12 protein-coding genes are annotated in these 14,137 nt (G+C 65.3%); 6 read left to right on the top strand and 6 right to left on the bottom strand.

Going from position 1 to position 14,137, the window contains the following annotated elements; all coding sequences use genetic code 11:
* Nucleotides 1-129: 129 nt before the first annotated feature.
* The 3 genes from PGC08_RS03895 to PGC08_RS03885 all read left to right on the top strand — a co-directional run bounded on the left by PGC08_RS03895 (nucleotide 130) and on the right by PGC08_RS03885 (nucleotide 4,125).
* Entirely contained in the window at nucleotides 130-1,068 is a 939-nt protein-coding gene (locus tag PGC08_RS03895; protein ID WP_271709563.1) for a LysR substrate-binding domain-containing protein, read from the top strand.
* A gap of 143 nt (nucleotides 1,069-1,211) precedes the next feature.
* Nucleotides 1,212-2,813: a GMC family oxidoreductase gene (locus tag PGC08_RS03890; RefSeq protein ID WP_101557053.1), complete on the top strand. Its 1,602-nt coding sequence runs from the start codon at nucleotides 1,212-1,214 to the stop codon at nucleotides 2,811-2,813.
* Nucleotides 2,814-2,883: 70 nt separating this feature from the next.
* Nucleotides 2,884-4,125 carry a threonine/serine ThrE exporter family protein gene (locus PGC08_RS03885; RefSeq protein ID WP_271709562.1) on the top strand — a complete coding sequence of 414 codons (1,242 nt, stop codon included), beginning with the start codon at nucleotides 2,884-2,886 and terminating at the stop codon, nucleotides 4,123-4,125.
* 6 nt (nucleotides 4,126-4,131) lie between these two features.
* Here the strand turns inward: PGC08_RS03885 and PGC08_RS03880 are convergent, their stop codons facing one another.
* Both PGC08_RS03880 and PGC08_RS03875 read right to left on the bottom strand, forming a co-directional pair.
* Nucleotides 4,132-4,956 (bottom strand): SDR family oxidoreductase, encoded by an 825-nt coding sequence (locus PGC08_RS03880; protein WP_125187760.1) that lies wholly within the window; start codon nucleotides 4,954-4,956, stop codon nucleotides 4,132-4,134.
* Entirely contained in the window at nucleotides 4,953-6,377 is a 1,425-nt protein-coding gene (locus PGC08_RS03875; protein ID WP_135448117.1) for a flavin-containing monooxygenase, read from the bottom strand. The genes PGC08_RS03880 and PGC08_RS03875 overlap by 4 nt, the downstream gene beginning before the upstream one ends.
* Before the next feature lie 47 nt (nucleotides 6,378-6,424).
* Between PGC08_RS03875 and PGC08_RS03870 the strand changes: the two genes are divergently transcribed.
* A complete protein-coding gene (locus tag PGC08_RS03870; protein WP_096160363.1) occupies nucleotides 6,425-7,156 on the top strand; it encodes a TetR/AcrR family transcriptional regulator in 732 nt (243 codons plus the stop codon).
* Nucleotides 7,157-7,207: 51 nt separating this feature from the next.
* Nucleotides 7,208-8,485: an MFS transporter gene (locus tag PGC08_RS03865; protein ID WP_271709561.1), complete on the top strand. Its 1,278-nt coding sequence runs from the start codon at nucleotides 7,208-7,210 to the stop codon at nucleotides 8,483-8,485.
* Here PGC08_RS03865 and PGC08_RS03860 read toward each other — a convergent pair.
* Nucleotides 8,448-9,227, bottom strand: a complete 780-nt coding sequence (locus PGC08_RS03860; protein ID WP_333937570.1) for an aldo/keto reductase — start codon at nucleotides 9,225-9,227, stop codon at nucleotides 8,448-8,450. The genes PGC08_RS03865 and PGC08_RS03860 overlap by 38 nt on opposite strands.
* A 302-nt stretch (nucleotides 9,228-9,529) precedes the next feature.
* On the bottom strand, nucleotides 9,530-10,375 hold the full coding sequence (locus tag PGC08_RS03855; RefSeq protein WP_271709560.1) for a DNA-formamidopyrimidine glycosylase family protein: 846 nt from the start codon (nucleotides 10,373-10,375) through the stop codon (nucleotides 9,530-9,532).
* 120 nt (nucleotides 10,376-10,495) lie between these two features.
* Here PGC08_RS03855 and PGC08_RS03850 point away from each other — a divergent pair, with 120 nt between their 5' ends.
* The gene (locus PGC08_RS03850) at nucleotides 10,496-12,442 is read left to right on the top strand and encodes an aconitate hydratase (RefSeq protein ID WP_271709559.1); all 1,947 of its coding nucleotides are present in this window, start codon (nucleotides 10,496-10,498) and stop codon (nucleotides 12,440-12,442) included.
* A gap of 42 nt (nucleotides 12,443-12,484) precedes the next feature.
* On the opposite strand, the gene PGC08_RS03845 is transcribed toward PGC08_RS03850, so the two are convergent.
* On the bottom strand, nucleotides 12,485-13,258 hold the full coding sequence (locus PGC08_RS03845; RefSeq protein ID WP_271709558.1) for a FadR/GntR family transcriptional regulator: 774 nt from the start codon (nucleotides 13,256-13,258) through the stop codon (nucleotides 12,485-12,487).
* A gap of 57 nt (nucleotides 13,259-13,315) precedes the next feature.
* Complete coding sequence (locus PGC08_RS03840; protein ID WP_271709557.1) at nucleotides 13,316-14,116, bottom strand: 3-oxoacyl-ACP reductase; 801 nt, start codon at nucleotides 14,114-14,116, stop codon at nucleotides 13,316-13,318.
* Nucleotides 14,117-14,137: the final 21 nt, after the last annotated feature.

The raw sequence follows: 14,137 nt of genomic DNA, 5'->3' as shown, positions 1-14,137 counted from the left end.
GAATCAAGATGTGCGCGCACCACAGAAGGTGAGCACGACCTCATTCACTGTAGAGGGGCGTATCAAGATACAGAAGTACGTATTTCTCAGTGTTTAATATGATTGAAGTATGAATTGGGAGTGATCATCATGAACATCGAGCTGAGGCACCTGCGCTACTTCCTCGCCGTCGCTGAGGAGAAGCACTTCGGCCGGGCAGCCGCGCGGCTGCATATGGCCCAGCCCCCATTGTCCAGCCAAATCAAGCAGCTCGAGTCTGCTCTGAACACCAAGCTGTTCGAACGCACGACCCGCAAGGTCGAACTCACCGATGCGGGCAGGCTGCTGATGGAACGCGCCCGCCAAATCCTTGCCGATCTCGAGGCCGCCGAGTTCGACGTAGCAGAAGTGGGTCGAGGCGCTGCGGGGGTGCTCCGCGTCGGATTCTCAGGCACCGCTACCTATCGACTCATGCCGGAGATTCTCCGCCTCGCAAAGTCCGAACTGCCTAATGTGCGGCTGCAGATCTCCGGCGAGATGCTGACCCCACAGATGGAGACCGCACTGTTGGAGAACCGGCTCGACGTCGCGATCCTCAGACCACCTGTGCAGTCGACAGAAATTTCAATCGACGAGATCGAACAGACTCCACTCGCCGTTGTCCTTCCGCTCAATCATCACCTGGCGTTGAGCACGAACCCAGACGAGTCGCTGCCAATAGCCTCACTGGCGGGTATTGATTTGGTCAGCTATCCCCGCACTTCCTCGGTCGCCTCAGCGGTCTGGGAACTGTGTCGACAGGCTGGATTCCGACCGCGTATTGTCCAGGAGGCCACCGAGACGTCGACACTGATCGCCATGGCTGGCGCTGGCCTCGGCGTGGCACTGGCCCCAGCTTCGGCAGCGTTGCCCCTGCACGACACCATTGCAGTTCGCACTCTGACTGAACAGGTCACAATCGGGCTTGGCGTCGCGTGGCGAACTTCCACACTGGGAACCAGCGCGACGCCACCTCTTCTATTGTCTTCTTTCGCGCAGCTGGCCAGACAGGCGGCAGAAAACCTGCATAAGAGCACCCTTCGGCCTTGAACTCAATGTGAGAGCTGTGCAACCTCGTGTGCGACGACTCATCATTGACCCTCCACGCACCGACAGCCTCCAAACTTGTCTGTTCGTGCAGAGTTCCGCTTCGCCCCCTGTTGCCGCATGAACCCGCTCACTAGCCTGGCGTCATGAACGCCACCACCGCAGACAGCGCAGTCAGCCCGACCGACCTTCCCAACGAGCACTTCGACTATGTCGTCGTCGGTGCCGGATCTGCAGGGTGTGTGATCACCCGCAGGCTCATCGACGCAGGTAAGAAGGTCTGCCTCATCGAGGCTGGCGGGGACGAGACGAACCCGAACATCGATCACCTCAACACCCTGGGCCTGATCTGGCATTCGAAGCAGGACTGGGACTATTACACGACTCCGCAGCCGGCCGCGATGAACCGCAAGATCCACCTGCCTCGCGGCAAGGTCCTCGGCGGCTCGAACGCCCTCAACGCCGTGATCTGGGTCCGCGGAGACGCCTGGGACTACGAGCAGTGGGTCGAGTCCGGCTGCCCCGGCTGGTCCTGGGACGAAGTGCTGCCCGTGTTCAAGGCCATCGAGAACTATGACGGCGAGAGCACCGAGGCCCGCGGAACCGACGGCCCCATGGACGTGCGCATCGACTATCCACGCAACCCCATCCAGGAGGACATGGTCGCCGCCGGGCAGCAGACCGGCCTGGACTACAACCAGGACTACAACTCCGGCAGCGTCGAAGGCATCTCCCGGATCCAACTCAACGTCCGCGACGGCAAACGATTGAACACCTGGCGCGCCTATCTCAAGCCCCGCCTCGGCGATGGGAATCTCACGATCCTCACCTCGACGCATGCTCGTCGGCTTCTCATCGAGGACAAGACGGTCACCGGTCTTGAGGTGGACTTCCGCGGTCGCGTGGGCACGGTCACCGCCGACGAGGTCGTCCTCACCACGGGCGCGCTGGCCTCACCGGAGCTGCTCCTGCGTTCGGGCATCGGACCCGCCGAGGAGCTGCGCGAGGTCGAAGTCGATCCTATCCACGACCTGCCCGGGGTGGGCAAGAATCTCCAGGATCATTGGCTCTCCCCCGTCATCTTCACCACCGGATCCGAGCCCGTGCCGATGGGTGAGGTGGCGCCGGCCGAGGTGCATCTGTTCTGGAAATCGAACCCCGACCTTCCGGTGCCCGACACCCAACCACTGTTCTTCTCCGTGCCGATGTACGCCCAGGATTCCGCACCGAACGTGCAGACCGGACCCGACAACGGCTTCACCCTGCAGGGCGGAATCGTTCGTCCCGAGTCCCGTGGCGAGGTCACGCTCAGCGGCCCGAATCCGCAGGATCCGACGCTGGTCAACCCGAACGTCCTGTCCGAACAGGCCGACGTCGACGCCCTCGTGGCCTCGGTGAAGCAGTGCCGGGAGATCGGTCGCGCCGATGTTCTGGCATCGTGGCAGCCCACGGAGATCTTCCCCGGCGCCGAGGTGGCCGATGAGGATCTCGAGGACTATGTCCGTGGATCTGTGGTGACCTACCACCACCAGGTCGGCACCTGCCGGATGGGACAGGACGACACCGCCGTCGTCGACCCGCAGTCGTTCAAGGTTCACGGGCTGAGCGGCCTGCGCATCGCCGACGCCTCGATCATGCCGCAGGTGCCCACGGGCAACACGAATGCGCCGACGATCATGATCGCCGAACGCGCGGCAGCCGTGCTCGTCGGCTCCACAGTCGAGGGGATCACCGCTCCGGGGCAGTGACGCCCGCCCACCACTGAGGCCCCTGCTGGTAGTCTTCGATCTCGTCGGCCGGACTGCGAATGAGAGGGGTGTGACAGTGACCGAGGAAACCGATTCACCTGCTGCCGCCCAGGAGCTGCTGGTCACCATCGGGGCCGGGCTGCTTGCGGGTGGGATCTCCTCCGTCGACGTCGAGGACGCCCTGACCGGCCTTGCCCGCACCATGGGCATCAGAAAACTTCGCGTCGCCGCTCTTCCTCGCGGTCTGTTCCTCACCTCCGGGTCCGGGGATTCGACGAAGTTCGAACGCATCGGTCCTGATCTGCGCTTTGATCAGACCGCGAAACTTCTCGACATCGTCGATGCGCTGCGGGCCCGGCGACTCACGATCGAATCCGCCAAACTAAAGATCGAAACCGAGGTCCACGCGGCGCCGCCGCGCTGGCCCGGGTGGCTCTCCAACCTCGGCGCCGTACCCATCGGCATCGGGCTGTGTCTGCTGCTCGAGCCCGGCCTGGTCAACCTGGCCTTCGCGGCCTTCGGCTCACTCATCGTCGCCGGTGTCCTCGCCATCAACGGCCGCTGGCCCAATCTCAATCCGCTGCTGCCGGTGAGCTCGGCGTTCATCGTCTCCGTCATCGTCCTCATCGGCTACCGGCTCGACTGGCTTGAGAGTCCCCTGCGCACGATCGTCGCGACACTGGCGCTGCTGCTTCCGGGCAGCGCCGTGGTCACCGGGCTGACGGAGATCTCCGCGGGAGCGCTCTCGGCCGGCAGTTCACGGCTCGTCTCGGCTTCGGTGCAGCTGGCGATGTTCATCGCCGGAGTCGCCGGTGCGGCCGCGATCACGGGCAGCGGCGCCGAGGCGCTGCGGAACTCCCAACTCGCTGACTCGGCCTGGCAGCTATCGGCCCTCGGAGTCCTCTGCGCCACGATCGGATTGATGCTCTACCTCTACACCCCGCTCGAGCACACGGTGCCGATCCTCGTCACGATCGCGGCCGCCGCGACGGCGCAGCTGGGCATCGGTGCCGAGTTCGGGGCCGCCGTGGGCGGTCTCGCCGGAGCCTTGGCCGCCTCACTCGTGGCCGTCATCCTCTCCCGCCTGCCGCGAGGGCCGATCTGGCGCATCAGCTACGTCCCCGCCTTCCTCATCGTCGCCCCCGGCTCATTCGGCCTGCTCAACGCCTCTCAGCTCGAGTTCGGTGACGGCAGCGGAGTCGCGGGCAGCATGCTTGCGGCGGGCGCAACGTTCTTCTCGATCGCCATCGGCACGGTCATCGGCGCAGCCGTCGCCCACACCGTCGAACCCAAGGACGAGATCGTCGCCTGAGACTCCTCACCGCCGAGTTGCGGTGAACGAAGCCTCATAGTCCTGCCGCTGATTCTTGCGCGCCAGCAGCTGGTTAGGCACCATCGCCCCGAAGAGTCGGTCGCGGATCGCCAGCGGCAGCAGATTGGCCACCTTGACGGCCGGGCCGATGAAACCGGGCACGGTGATCTCGAACCGGGGTCGGAGTGCGGATTTGACTACACTGCGGGCCACCTCGGCGGGGGTGAGCAGCTTCGCCGCACCACTCGAGGTCCCTGCCGCCAGTGCCGTATCGACGACCCCGGGCATGATCGAGGTGATCCGCACGCCCTTGCCGCGCAGTTCCGCGCGAATGGCTTTGAGGTAGCCGAGCACGCCGTGCTTCGTGGCCGCATAGGTCGCCTCCCCCGGGGTGGGCAGAATGGAACCCGCCGAGGCCACGGTGATGAGGTGGCCCCCACCACGAGCGACCATGGCCGGTGCTGCGGCTTTGATCCCATTGATCACGCCGAGCAGGTTGACCTCGATCTGTGCCCGGGCCACTGCGTTCGATTCCTCGGCGAAGGGACCGACCCACATGATCCCTGCGTTGCTGACGAAGATGTCGATGGGCCCGAGCTCGTGGGTGACCTCGGTGAGGAACGCGTTGAGGCATTCCGGGTCTGAGACGTCGAGCCGGTGGGCACTCACACCCAATTGCGCGGCTGTCTCCTGGGCTGCGTCGAGGTCGATGTCGCCGATGGCCACCTTCGCCCCGGCGGCTGTGAATTCGGCGGCGATCTCCCGACCGATACCTTTGGCACCGCCGGTGATGGCCACAACCTGTCCGTTCAGGGAACGCTTCTCACTCATGCCGCCACCTTTCCCTTGCGAGGGGCGCGTTGCTGCCCCGTTCGCGTCTCACGATCAAGTTCCCGCAGATAGTGGTCGAAGTCGACCTGCATCGTATGCCGGGGCGAATCGTAGAACTGTCGCTTGTTGCGGCGATCGTCCTCATGCATCCGCCGCACCATCTCCTGCCGGTCCGGCAGCACGTATTCCCCGGTGAGCGACTTGACGGCCAGCCTGGACTGGGCTTCGGCCAGCGGCATCACGGCCCCGACGGGCTGCAGGAGACCGATGAAGAACAGGCCCGGCCGGTCGGGATGGACCATGCGTTTGAACAGCGGCAGATCGTTGCCCTCGGCAGAGATCAGGTCCGGATCGAAGAACGGAAATTTCACCCGGTAGCCGGTGGCCCAGACGATGAGATCTGCCGGAGCCTGGCTCCCGTCGGTGAACACCACCCGGTCCCCGTCGAGTCGTTCGATGCCCGGTTTCACCGTAATCGCACCGGCGCCGAGGCGGTCCCTGATGGCATCCGACTGCACCGGATGCGATTGGCCGGGTGTGTGGGGCGGAGTGGGCAGACCGTATCGGCGCAGTCCCCCGGAGAGCAGTGCGGCGATGCGCAGTCGTGCCGATGTCACCCACCACGGAGCCCAGCCGGGCAGGGCAATCTGGTCGGCAGCGAGACCGAAGAGGGTCTTCTTCATCACCCATTGGCCGCGGCGGATGGAGAGATTGACGGAGCGCGCCCGATGAGAGCCCTCGACGGCGATGTCCATCGCGGAGTTGCCAGCGCCGACGACCACAACATTGCGGCCCTCGAGCTGGTCTCCGCTGCGGTAGTCGTGGGCGTGGATCTGCTCTCCGTCGAACTGGCCCGGGTAGCCGGGGTCGGGCCAACGGGTATCCCAGTGGTGGCCGTTGGCGACCATCACGGCATCGTAATGGCGGGTCTCCGTCACTGCTGACTGGCGCCCGGCGTGGTCGTGGGACGAGCCGGTGGTGGAACGGATGTCGACATCCCAACCGCCGCGCTCACCTCGGCGGACGTGGGTCACTTCGGTGTTGAAGGTGATCGTGTGGCCGAAGCCGAAGTGGTCGACGTAGTCCCGGAAGTAGGCATAGACCTGATCGTGGCTGGCGTAGTGCGGGTATTCCGCGGGCATCGGGAAGTCTGAGAAGGCCATGCGCGGGCAGGAGGTGTTGATCTGCAGGGTCTCGTAGCAGGCGCTGACGCCGTTGGGGTTGTCAAAGAGCCAGTTGCCGCCGAATTCGCTGCCCTTCTCGAAGCAGTCTAAGGGCACACCTGCGGTGTAGAGGGCCTTGGCGGCGGCGAGGCCCGAGGCTCCGGCGCCGATGACGCAGACCCGCGGCAGTGCGGGGTCTGGTCGGATCTCCTCGGTGATCGCTGGGGCTCGATGTTTCTGTCTGACGTTGTAAGGCATGTCACAATACTGCCATTGAAAATCAGACTTTTCACTATACTGGGGGAATGAATATTCCTGCTCCCGACAATTCCGCCGACACCGACTCGGCGGGATTGTGGCGTGGGACGTCCCGGACAGACCGCGACGGGGCCCGACGCGACAGGCTCCTCGCCGCAGCCCTCGAACTGTATGGAACACGCGGCTTTCGCGCGACGTCGATCCAGGCACTGTGTCAGGAATCAGGGGTCTCGAGCCGCTCCTTCTACGACCTCTTCCCCGCCCGCAGATCAGACGCCGGGCAGGAGTCGCTGACGGCACAGGAATCGCTGCTCGAAGAGCTCTACATCATCCTCAACGAGGAGATCGGGCAAGCCCTGACGACGCTGACGATTCCGGCCGGGACCAGCCTCCTCGAGGCCACCATCCGCATCGTCTCCACCGCCCTGATGCCGATGCTCAGCGACGAGCGCAAGGCCCGCGTCCTCGAGGTCGAGGCCGTCGGAGTCAGTGAGTCCCTCGAAGCCAGACGCAGAGCGACGATGCGCATGCTCGCCGCCGCGGTCGATTCGGCATTCGAAAGCGTGCTGTCCGTCTTCACCCTGCCCGGCTCGACGTCCTCGCTGCGACCAGACGACGGCGGCCTGACCAGTCTCATCATCGTCGGCGGGATCACCGAGGCCCTGGTCCAACGCGTACACACCCCGGTTGCTCAGCGCTCGTCGACTGATGACTTCCTCACCGGCATCGCCAAGGTGGCCATGCGCGCCCATGGGGTGTCCCCCAGCGCTGGCGCATGACACGATTGGCCTGTCAGCGATCTGGAAACGCATCGTCGCGCAGGAGAGACAATGGCTGTCGGTAAGTCGTGGGCGGGACGGGGCACAGGAGCCGCTGTCCTGGCCATCGTCGTGGCACAGTGGTTCGGCACGTCTCTGTGGTTCAGCCCCAGTGGTGCCGTCGACGGCCTCTCTGCCTGGCTCGGTTCGACACCGGCACAGTTCGGTTGGCTGATTGCGGCAACTCAGATCGGCTTCATCGCCGGAACGCTGCTGAGCGCGGCGACCGGGATTGCCGACCGTTTCCCGCCCGAACGCATCTTCATCGTCTCCAGCCTCGTCGGTGCTGCACTGAATTTCGTGTGGACGCTCGGCCCTTCGGACCTCGTTCTCGTCTGGATCTCCCGCTTCGCCGTCGGAATGAGCCTCGCAGGCATCTATCCGATGGGGATGAAGATGATCGTCAAGCGGGCCCAGGCGAAATCCGCGCAGGCTCTGGCCTGGCTCGTGGCCATGCTCACCCTGGGCACCGCGATGCCGCAGTTCCTGTCGGCAGTCGGCGCAGCCCTCCCCTGGCAGTCGATCATGTGGGGTTCATCTGCTCTGGCCGTCCTGGGAGCCGGACTCATCGCAGCGATCTCTCATCGCGGGACAGCGACCTCCGGCCGCGAGAAGAAGCCGGCGGACGCGACTGCGCCGCCACGTCCCGAGTCGACACGTCCCGCGTCGCCAGCTGTCGCCGAGGGCCCGGCCCTGCGCCGACTGTTCAGCGAACGGATGTTTCGCGCCGCCGTCTTCGGATACGTGGGCCATATGTGGGAGCTCTACGCCTTCTGGGCAGTCGTGCCCACACTTGTCATTGCGGCCCTGTCTCACCCAGGCAGCCCCACCGCCCTGGCGACGACGAGCTTCCTCGTCATCGCCTCCGGCGTCCTCGGATGCGTGGCCGGTGGAATCATCAGTCGCCGAACCGGCAGTGCCAAGGTCGCCGCAACAGCACTCGCCGGGTCCGGACTGATGTGTCTGATCTACCCGCTGCTGCCCGAAGTCGGCCCGCTCCTCATCGCGGCCCTGGCACTCTGGGGCCTCCTCGTCATCGCCGACTCTCCGCAGTTCTCGGAACTCGCCGCCCGCCATGCTCCCGCAGAACTGACGGGAACGGGGCTGACGGCGATGAATTCCCTCGGCTTCGCCGTCAGCGTCATCAGCATCGTCATTCTGCAGAGCCTCATCGCAACGATCGGAGTGAGCGCCGTATGGCTGCTGCTGCCGGGGCCGGTCCTCGGTCTGATCGCGATGCGGCCGCTGCTGATCAGGCGAAGGGCGCCGAGGACCGATCCAGACGAGTGACCTCGTCCTCGCTGAGAGTCAGCTCCGGGGCAGCCATCAGGTCATCGAGCTGTTCAGGAGTACGGGCAGATACGATCGGAGCGGTCATCCCCTTGGCCAGCAGCCAGGCGAGCGCCACAGTCGCCGGTGCCACGTCGTGGGCTTCGGCGATAGTGACCATCTCGTCGACGACAGTGAGCCCATCGGCGTTGAAGTAGCCCTGCACCATGCCGCCGCGGCTGGCACCCTCGAGATCGGTCTCGGTGCGGTACTTACCGGTGAGGAATCCTGCGGCAAGGCTGAAGTAGGTGAAGACGCCGAGGTTGTGCTCGCGTGCCAGCGGAGCCAGTTCCGTCTCGTAGTCACGACGGAAGACGAGGCTGTACTGGGGCTGAATCGCCACCGGCTTGGCCAGGTTCTCCGCCTCTGCCACGGCCAGCCACTCGGTCAGACGGTCCTTGGAATAGTTGGACACGGCGATGTGCTTGGCCTTACCGGCACGCACGATCTCATCGAAGACCCGGGCCACCTCGGCGATGGGGGTCACCTCATCATCGCGGTGGGCGTAGTAGAGGTCGACGTAGTCGGTCTGGAGACGCTGCAGGGAGGCATCGATGGCGGTGCGGATATAGGAGGGGTCCTGCGTCTGGTGCTCGGGGTGGTCACCGACCTTCGTGGCGATGACGACCTTGTCGCGGTTGCCGCGGGCAGCGAGCCAGGTGCCGATGATCGTCTCTGACTCCCGGCCGGTGTTGCCGGGCACCCACGCCGGGTAGGACTCGGCGGTGTCGAGGAAGTTGCGCCGGCGGCGACGAACGCATCGAGGACGGCATGGGATGTGGCCTCGTCGGCGGTCCAGCCGAAGGTGTTGGTGCCCAGGTTGATGGGGAAGATGCTCAGGTCTGTGCCCGGGATCTGAATCTGCTGCGTCATGATGCTCCTGTGTCCTCGAGGTGTCGGTGGGCAATTCACGCGCTGTACCGCGCGTTCTCACTCACCTCGTGCAACGACGGCCCCGGGCGCATAAATTCCCTTGTCAGCACACTCGGTCAAGCACGGAACTGGCTATTTGAGGAGCCGGTCCATGCGGCGATCGCTGAGCTTCCTTCCGCCGGTCTGACAGCCGGGGCAGTACTGCAGCGACTTATCGGAATAGGAGACCTCTGCGATGGTCGAACCGCACACCGGGCAGGTCTTCCCTGTGCGTCCATGAACGCGGAATCCGCGCTTCTTCGCCGCCTTGACCTTCGCCGGCGGCAGATCGATGAGAGCCACGCGGGCGTGGCCGAGGACCTCGCGGATCGTGTCGAGAAGGCTCGGCGCATCGACGCCGTTGGCCGTGGCGAAGGGCGAGAGCTGGGCGGTGTGGAGGATCTCGTCGGAGTAGGCATTGCCGATGCCTGAGATGAGCGACTGGTCTTCGAGCACGGTCTTGATCCGTGCAGTCGATCCGGCCAGCGTCGCTGTGAACTCAGCGGCGTCGATGGACAGCGCATCGGGTCCCGCGTTCGCGATGGCCGGCACCTCGCTGCGATCGGCCACGAGGGAGGCCGCGGCGTTCTTCTTCGTGCCCGCTTCGCTGATGTCGAACCCAGCACCGGAAGCCAGGTGGAGGCGCAGAGCCAAGGGACCTTTGCCCATCCTGACCGGGCCCGTGGGCACCAATTCATGCCAGACCAGCCACCCGGCGCGGGCGAAGCGGCACACCAGCTCGAGCCCGTCGAAGGCGACGATGAGGGACTTGCCGACCCTGGAGACTCCGGTGATCTCGAGACCGTTGAGAGCTTCGAGCGGCGGGTCTGCGGTCTTGAGGATGCTGAGCTCGCCGATGTCGGTTCGGGTGACGAACTCCCCGACGATGCGTGGGCGCAGGAATGTCACCAGTGCGTCGACCTCGGGCAGTTCCGGCATAGGACCAGTATGCGCTTCTTGGCGATGGCGGCACACTACTCTTGTCGGGCCGCAGTCCGAGGGCTAACGTGGACAGACCACGTGAGTGCGTGCACTGCCACCACCGCAAGGAGGTTGACGATGGCTGAGAATTTCGCCCAGAAGCTCATCGGCTCACATCTGGAATCCGGGACGATGGCGCCCGGAAACGAGATCGGGGTCCGTATCGATCAGACGCTGACACAGGATGCGACGGGAACCCTCGTCGCTCTCGAGCTCGAGGCCCTGGGGTTGGACCGGATCCGCACGGACACCTCTGTGCAGTACGTCGATCACAACCTGCTCCAGACGGATGAGAAGAACCCGGAGGACCACATGTTCCTCCGCTCTGCCGCGCAGCGCTTCGGCCTCTGGTTCTCCCCTGCCGGCAACGGCGTCTCCCACCCCGTGCACCAGTCACGGTTCGGCAAACCGGGTGCCACTCTCATCGGCTCCGACTCCCACACCTGCGCCGCAGGTGCTCTGGGGATGCTCGCCATCGGCGTCGGCGGGCTCGAAGTCGCCATGGCCATGGCCGGCGACCCTCTCTATATCGCGGCACCGCAGGTCATGGGCGTCGAACTCACCGGCGAGCTTCCACCCTGGGTCTCTGCCAAGGACGTGATCTTGGAGATGCTGCGCCGCCATGGGGTCAAGGGCGGGGTCGGGAAGATCATCGAATACCACGGCGAGGGGCTGCGGGGACTGAGTGCCATGGACCGCCATGTCATCGCCAATATGGGTGCCGAACTCGGTGCCACCGCAACCGTCTTTCCTGCCGATGACGCGGTCAGGGAGTTCCTCGAAGCCAGCGATCGAGGTGAGGACTTCACCCGCATCGTCGCCGATGAGGGCGCCGAATACGATCTCACCGACTCGATCGACCTCTCAGCGCTCGAACCCCTCATCGCAGCACCGTCCTCGCCGGGCAATGTCCGTCCCGTGCGCGAGTGCACCGATGAGGAGGTCTTCCAGGTCGTCATCGGCTCCTCGGCGAATCCGGGACTGCGTGACTTCGCCGTCGTCTCCCAGATCCTCGAGGGCCGCCAAGTCCACGGGCAGGTGTCCCTCGATGTCAACCCGACCTCGCGGGAGATCCTCGCCGATCTCATCGCCGGCGGCTGGCTGACGTCGCTCGTCGGATCCGGTGCGCGCATCCACCAGTCCGGCTGCATGGGCTGCATCGGCATGGGCCAGGCCCCGGCTGTGGGTCGCAACAGTCTGCGGACCATGCCCCGGAACTTCCCCGGACGCTCCGGCACCGACGAGGACGCGGTCTGGCTGTGCTCGCCGGAGACGGCGGCGGCTGCGGCTCTGACCGGGCGCATCACCGACCCCCGGGACCTCGACATGGACTACCCACAGGTGCGGCTGCCGGAGAAATTCTCCGCCAACAGGTCCATGCTGGTGCCGCCGCTTCCTGTGGAGGAGGCCCGCGAGGTCGAACTGGTCAAGGGTTCGAACATCTCCTCGCTGCCGGACTTCGAACCGCTGCCCGAGGACATCGACCTCGAGATCCTGCTCAAAGTCGGCGACAACGTCTCCACCGACGAGATCATGCCCGCCGGCTCCCGTGTTCTGCCCTATCGCAGCAACATTCCCAAGATCTCCGAGTTCGTCTACATCCAGGTCGACGACACCTATGCCACGCGTGCCGCGGCGCACGATGGCGGTCATGCCATCGTCGGCGGTGAGAACTACGGTCAGGGATCCTCGCGTGAACATGCCGTGATCGCCCCGCGCTACCTGGGTCTGCGCATCGTCATCGCCAAGTCTCTGGCCCGTATCCACTGGCAGAACCTCGCGAACTTCGGTGTCCTGGCACTCGAGTTCGCGACCGAGGACGACTACGAGACCCTGTCCCAGGGCGATGTCCTTGAGTTCCGTGGCCTGCGCGATCAGCTCGGTGCCGGTGAGACGATCAGCGCCGAGGTGGGTGGACGGTCGTTCGAATTCCGTCATACGCTCTCACCTCGGCAGATCGACATGGTCCTCGCCGGTGGCCGCATCGCCCAGCGTGCCCAGCAGGAGGCAGACCGGAAGAGCTGAGGCGGGCTTCGAGGCTGCTCGTGATCCGGGGCCCTCTCGTGATCAGGGTTCGGCGAGGAAGCCGCGCAGCAGTGCGGCGGTGCCGTCGAGATGCTCGGCCATGGCTGTGCGGGCCGCGGCCGCGTCGCCGGCGAGGATCGCATTGTGGATCCGCTGATGCTGTTCGTGGGAATGGACGAGGTTGGGCTCGATCATCGGAATCCGCTCAAGCAGTTTGTTCGCCCGGGTCCTGCTCTCAACCATGGAGCGCACCAGGCTTGGCGATCCCGTGACCTGCGCCCAGGTCAGATGCAGCTGGGAGTCCAGGCGCCGGTATTCGGCCAGACTCGACTGCCGGCTCGTGTCCATCGCCGCAGCCAGCTGACCCCGCTGGGGGGCGGTGAGATCCTGCCCAGCGGCCACCTCGGCGACGCCCATCTCGATGACACGACGCCAGGTCAGGGTGTCCTCGACCTCCACCGCAGAGAATTCGGCACCGATGTTCGCACCGGCGTCGGAGGCGGAGGCGGGAGCCCAGCCGCCTGCGGGAGTGCTGGAGACGAACGTTCCGCCGCCGCGACCTCGGCGAACATTGACCCAGCCGGCGGTCTGGAGTTCCGAGATCGCCTCACGCAGGGTTGCGCGGGAGACCCGCAGCTGCTCGGCGAGTTCGCGTTCGGGTGGGAAGCGCTGACCCGGCGGGATGATCCCGAGGCGGATGATCTGGAGCAGACACTCGATCGTCTCTTCGAAGATGTTGCCCGAGCGCGCAGGGGCGATGGCCCGCAGCGCCGTCACCTGGCTGCCGGAGGCCTGCGCTTCATCTGCCTGAGTCACTCGCGTTCCCGTCGTCTCATGTCAATGCTGCATCACTCGACATCATGCTATCCCTGCTCACAGCGGGGTCGTGTAGGCGTTGGTCAGCCCTCCATCGACGGTGAACGACTGGGCGGTGACGAATGAGGCATCGTCGCTGGCCAGGAAGGCCACGGCCGCAGCCATCTCGGACGCCTCGGCGAAGCGTCCCATCGGCACATGCACCAGACGTCTGGCCGCCATCTCCGGGTCCTTGGCGAAGAGTTCGCGCAGCAGCTCGGTGTTCACCGGTCCCGGGCACAGTGCGTTGACGCGGATGCCTTCCTTCGCGAACTCCACACCGAGTTCCCGTGACATGGCCAGCACTCCGCCCTTCGACGCGGTGTAGGAGATCTGGGAGGTCGCCGATCCCATGAGCGCGACGAACGAGGCCGTGTTGATGATCGAGCCACGGCCCTGTTTGCGCATGTGTTTGAGCGCCGCCTTCGAGCACAGGTAGACCGAGGTGAGGTTGATGTCCTGGACCTTGCGCCACACGTCGAGGCTGGTCTCCGTGATCGAGGCGTCCGCCGGTGGGGAGACACCTGCGTTATTGAAGGCGACGTCCACGCTGCCGTGGGTGTCGAAGGCCGTCTGGAACAGGTTCTCCACCTGGTCCGCGTCGGTGACGTCGGTGGACACGAAGAGGCCCCCGACCGCCTCGGCGGCGGCTGTCCCTGAGTCTGCGTTGGTGTCGGCGATGACGATGTTCGCGCCTTCGGAGGCGAGGCGTTTCGCGGTGGCAAGCCCGATGCCGCTGGCGCCCCCGGTGACGACGGCGGTGCGTCCCGGGAGGCGCCGGCAGATGATCTGGTTGTCCCCGCCTGCTGTGTCGTTCATGGTGTGTCCTTTGCCTGGTGG

This window comes from Brevibacterium sp. BDJS002 (assembly GCF_028201555.1).
GTDB lineage: Bacteria > Actinomycetota > Actinomycetes > Actinomycetales > Brevibacteriaceae > Brevibacterium > Brevibacterium aurantiacum.
Note: the sequence above shows the minus strand (reverse complement) of the source record. Positions and strands in the feature narration are given on the sequence as shown.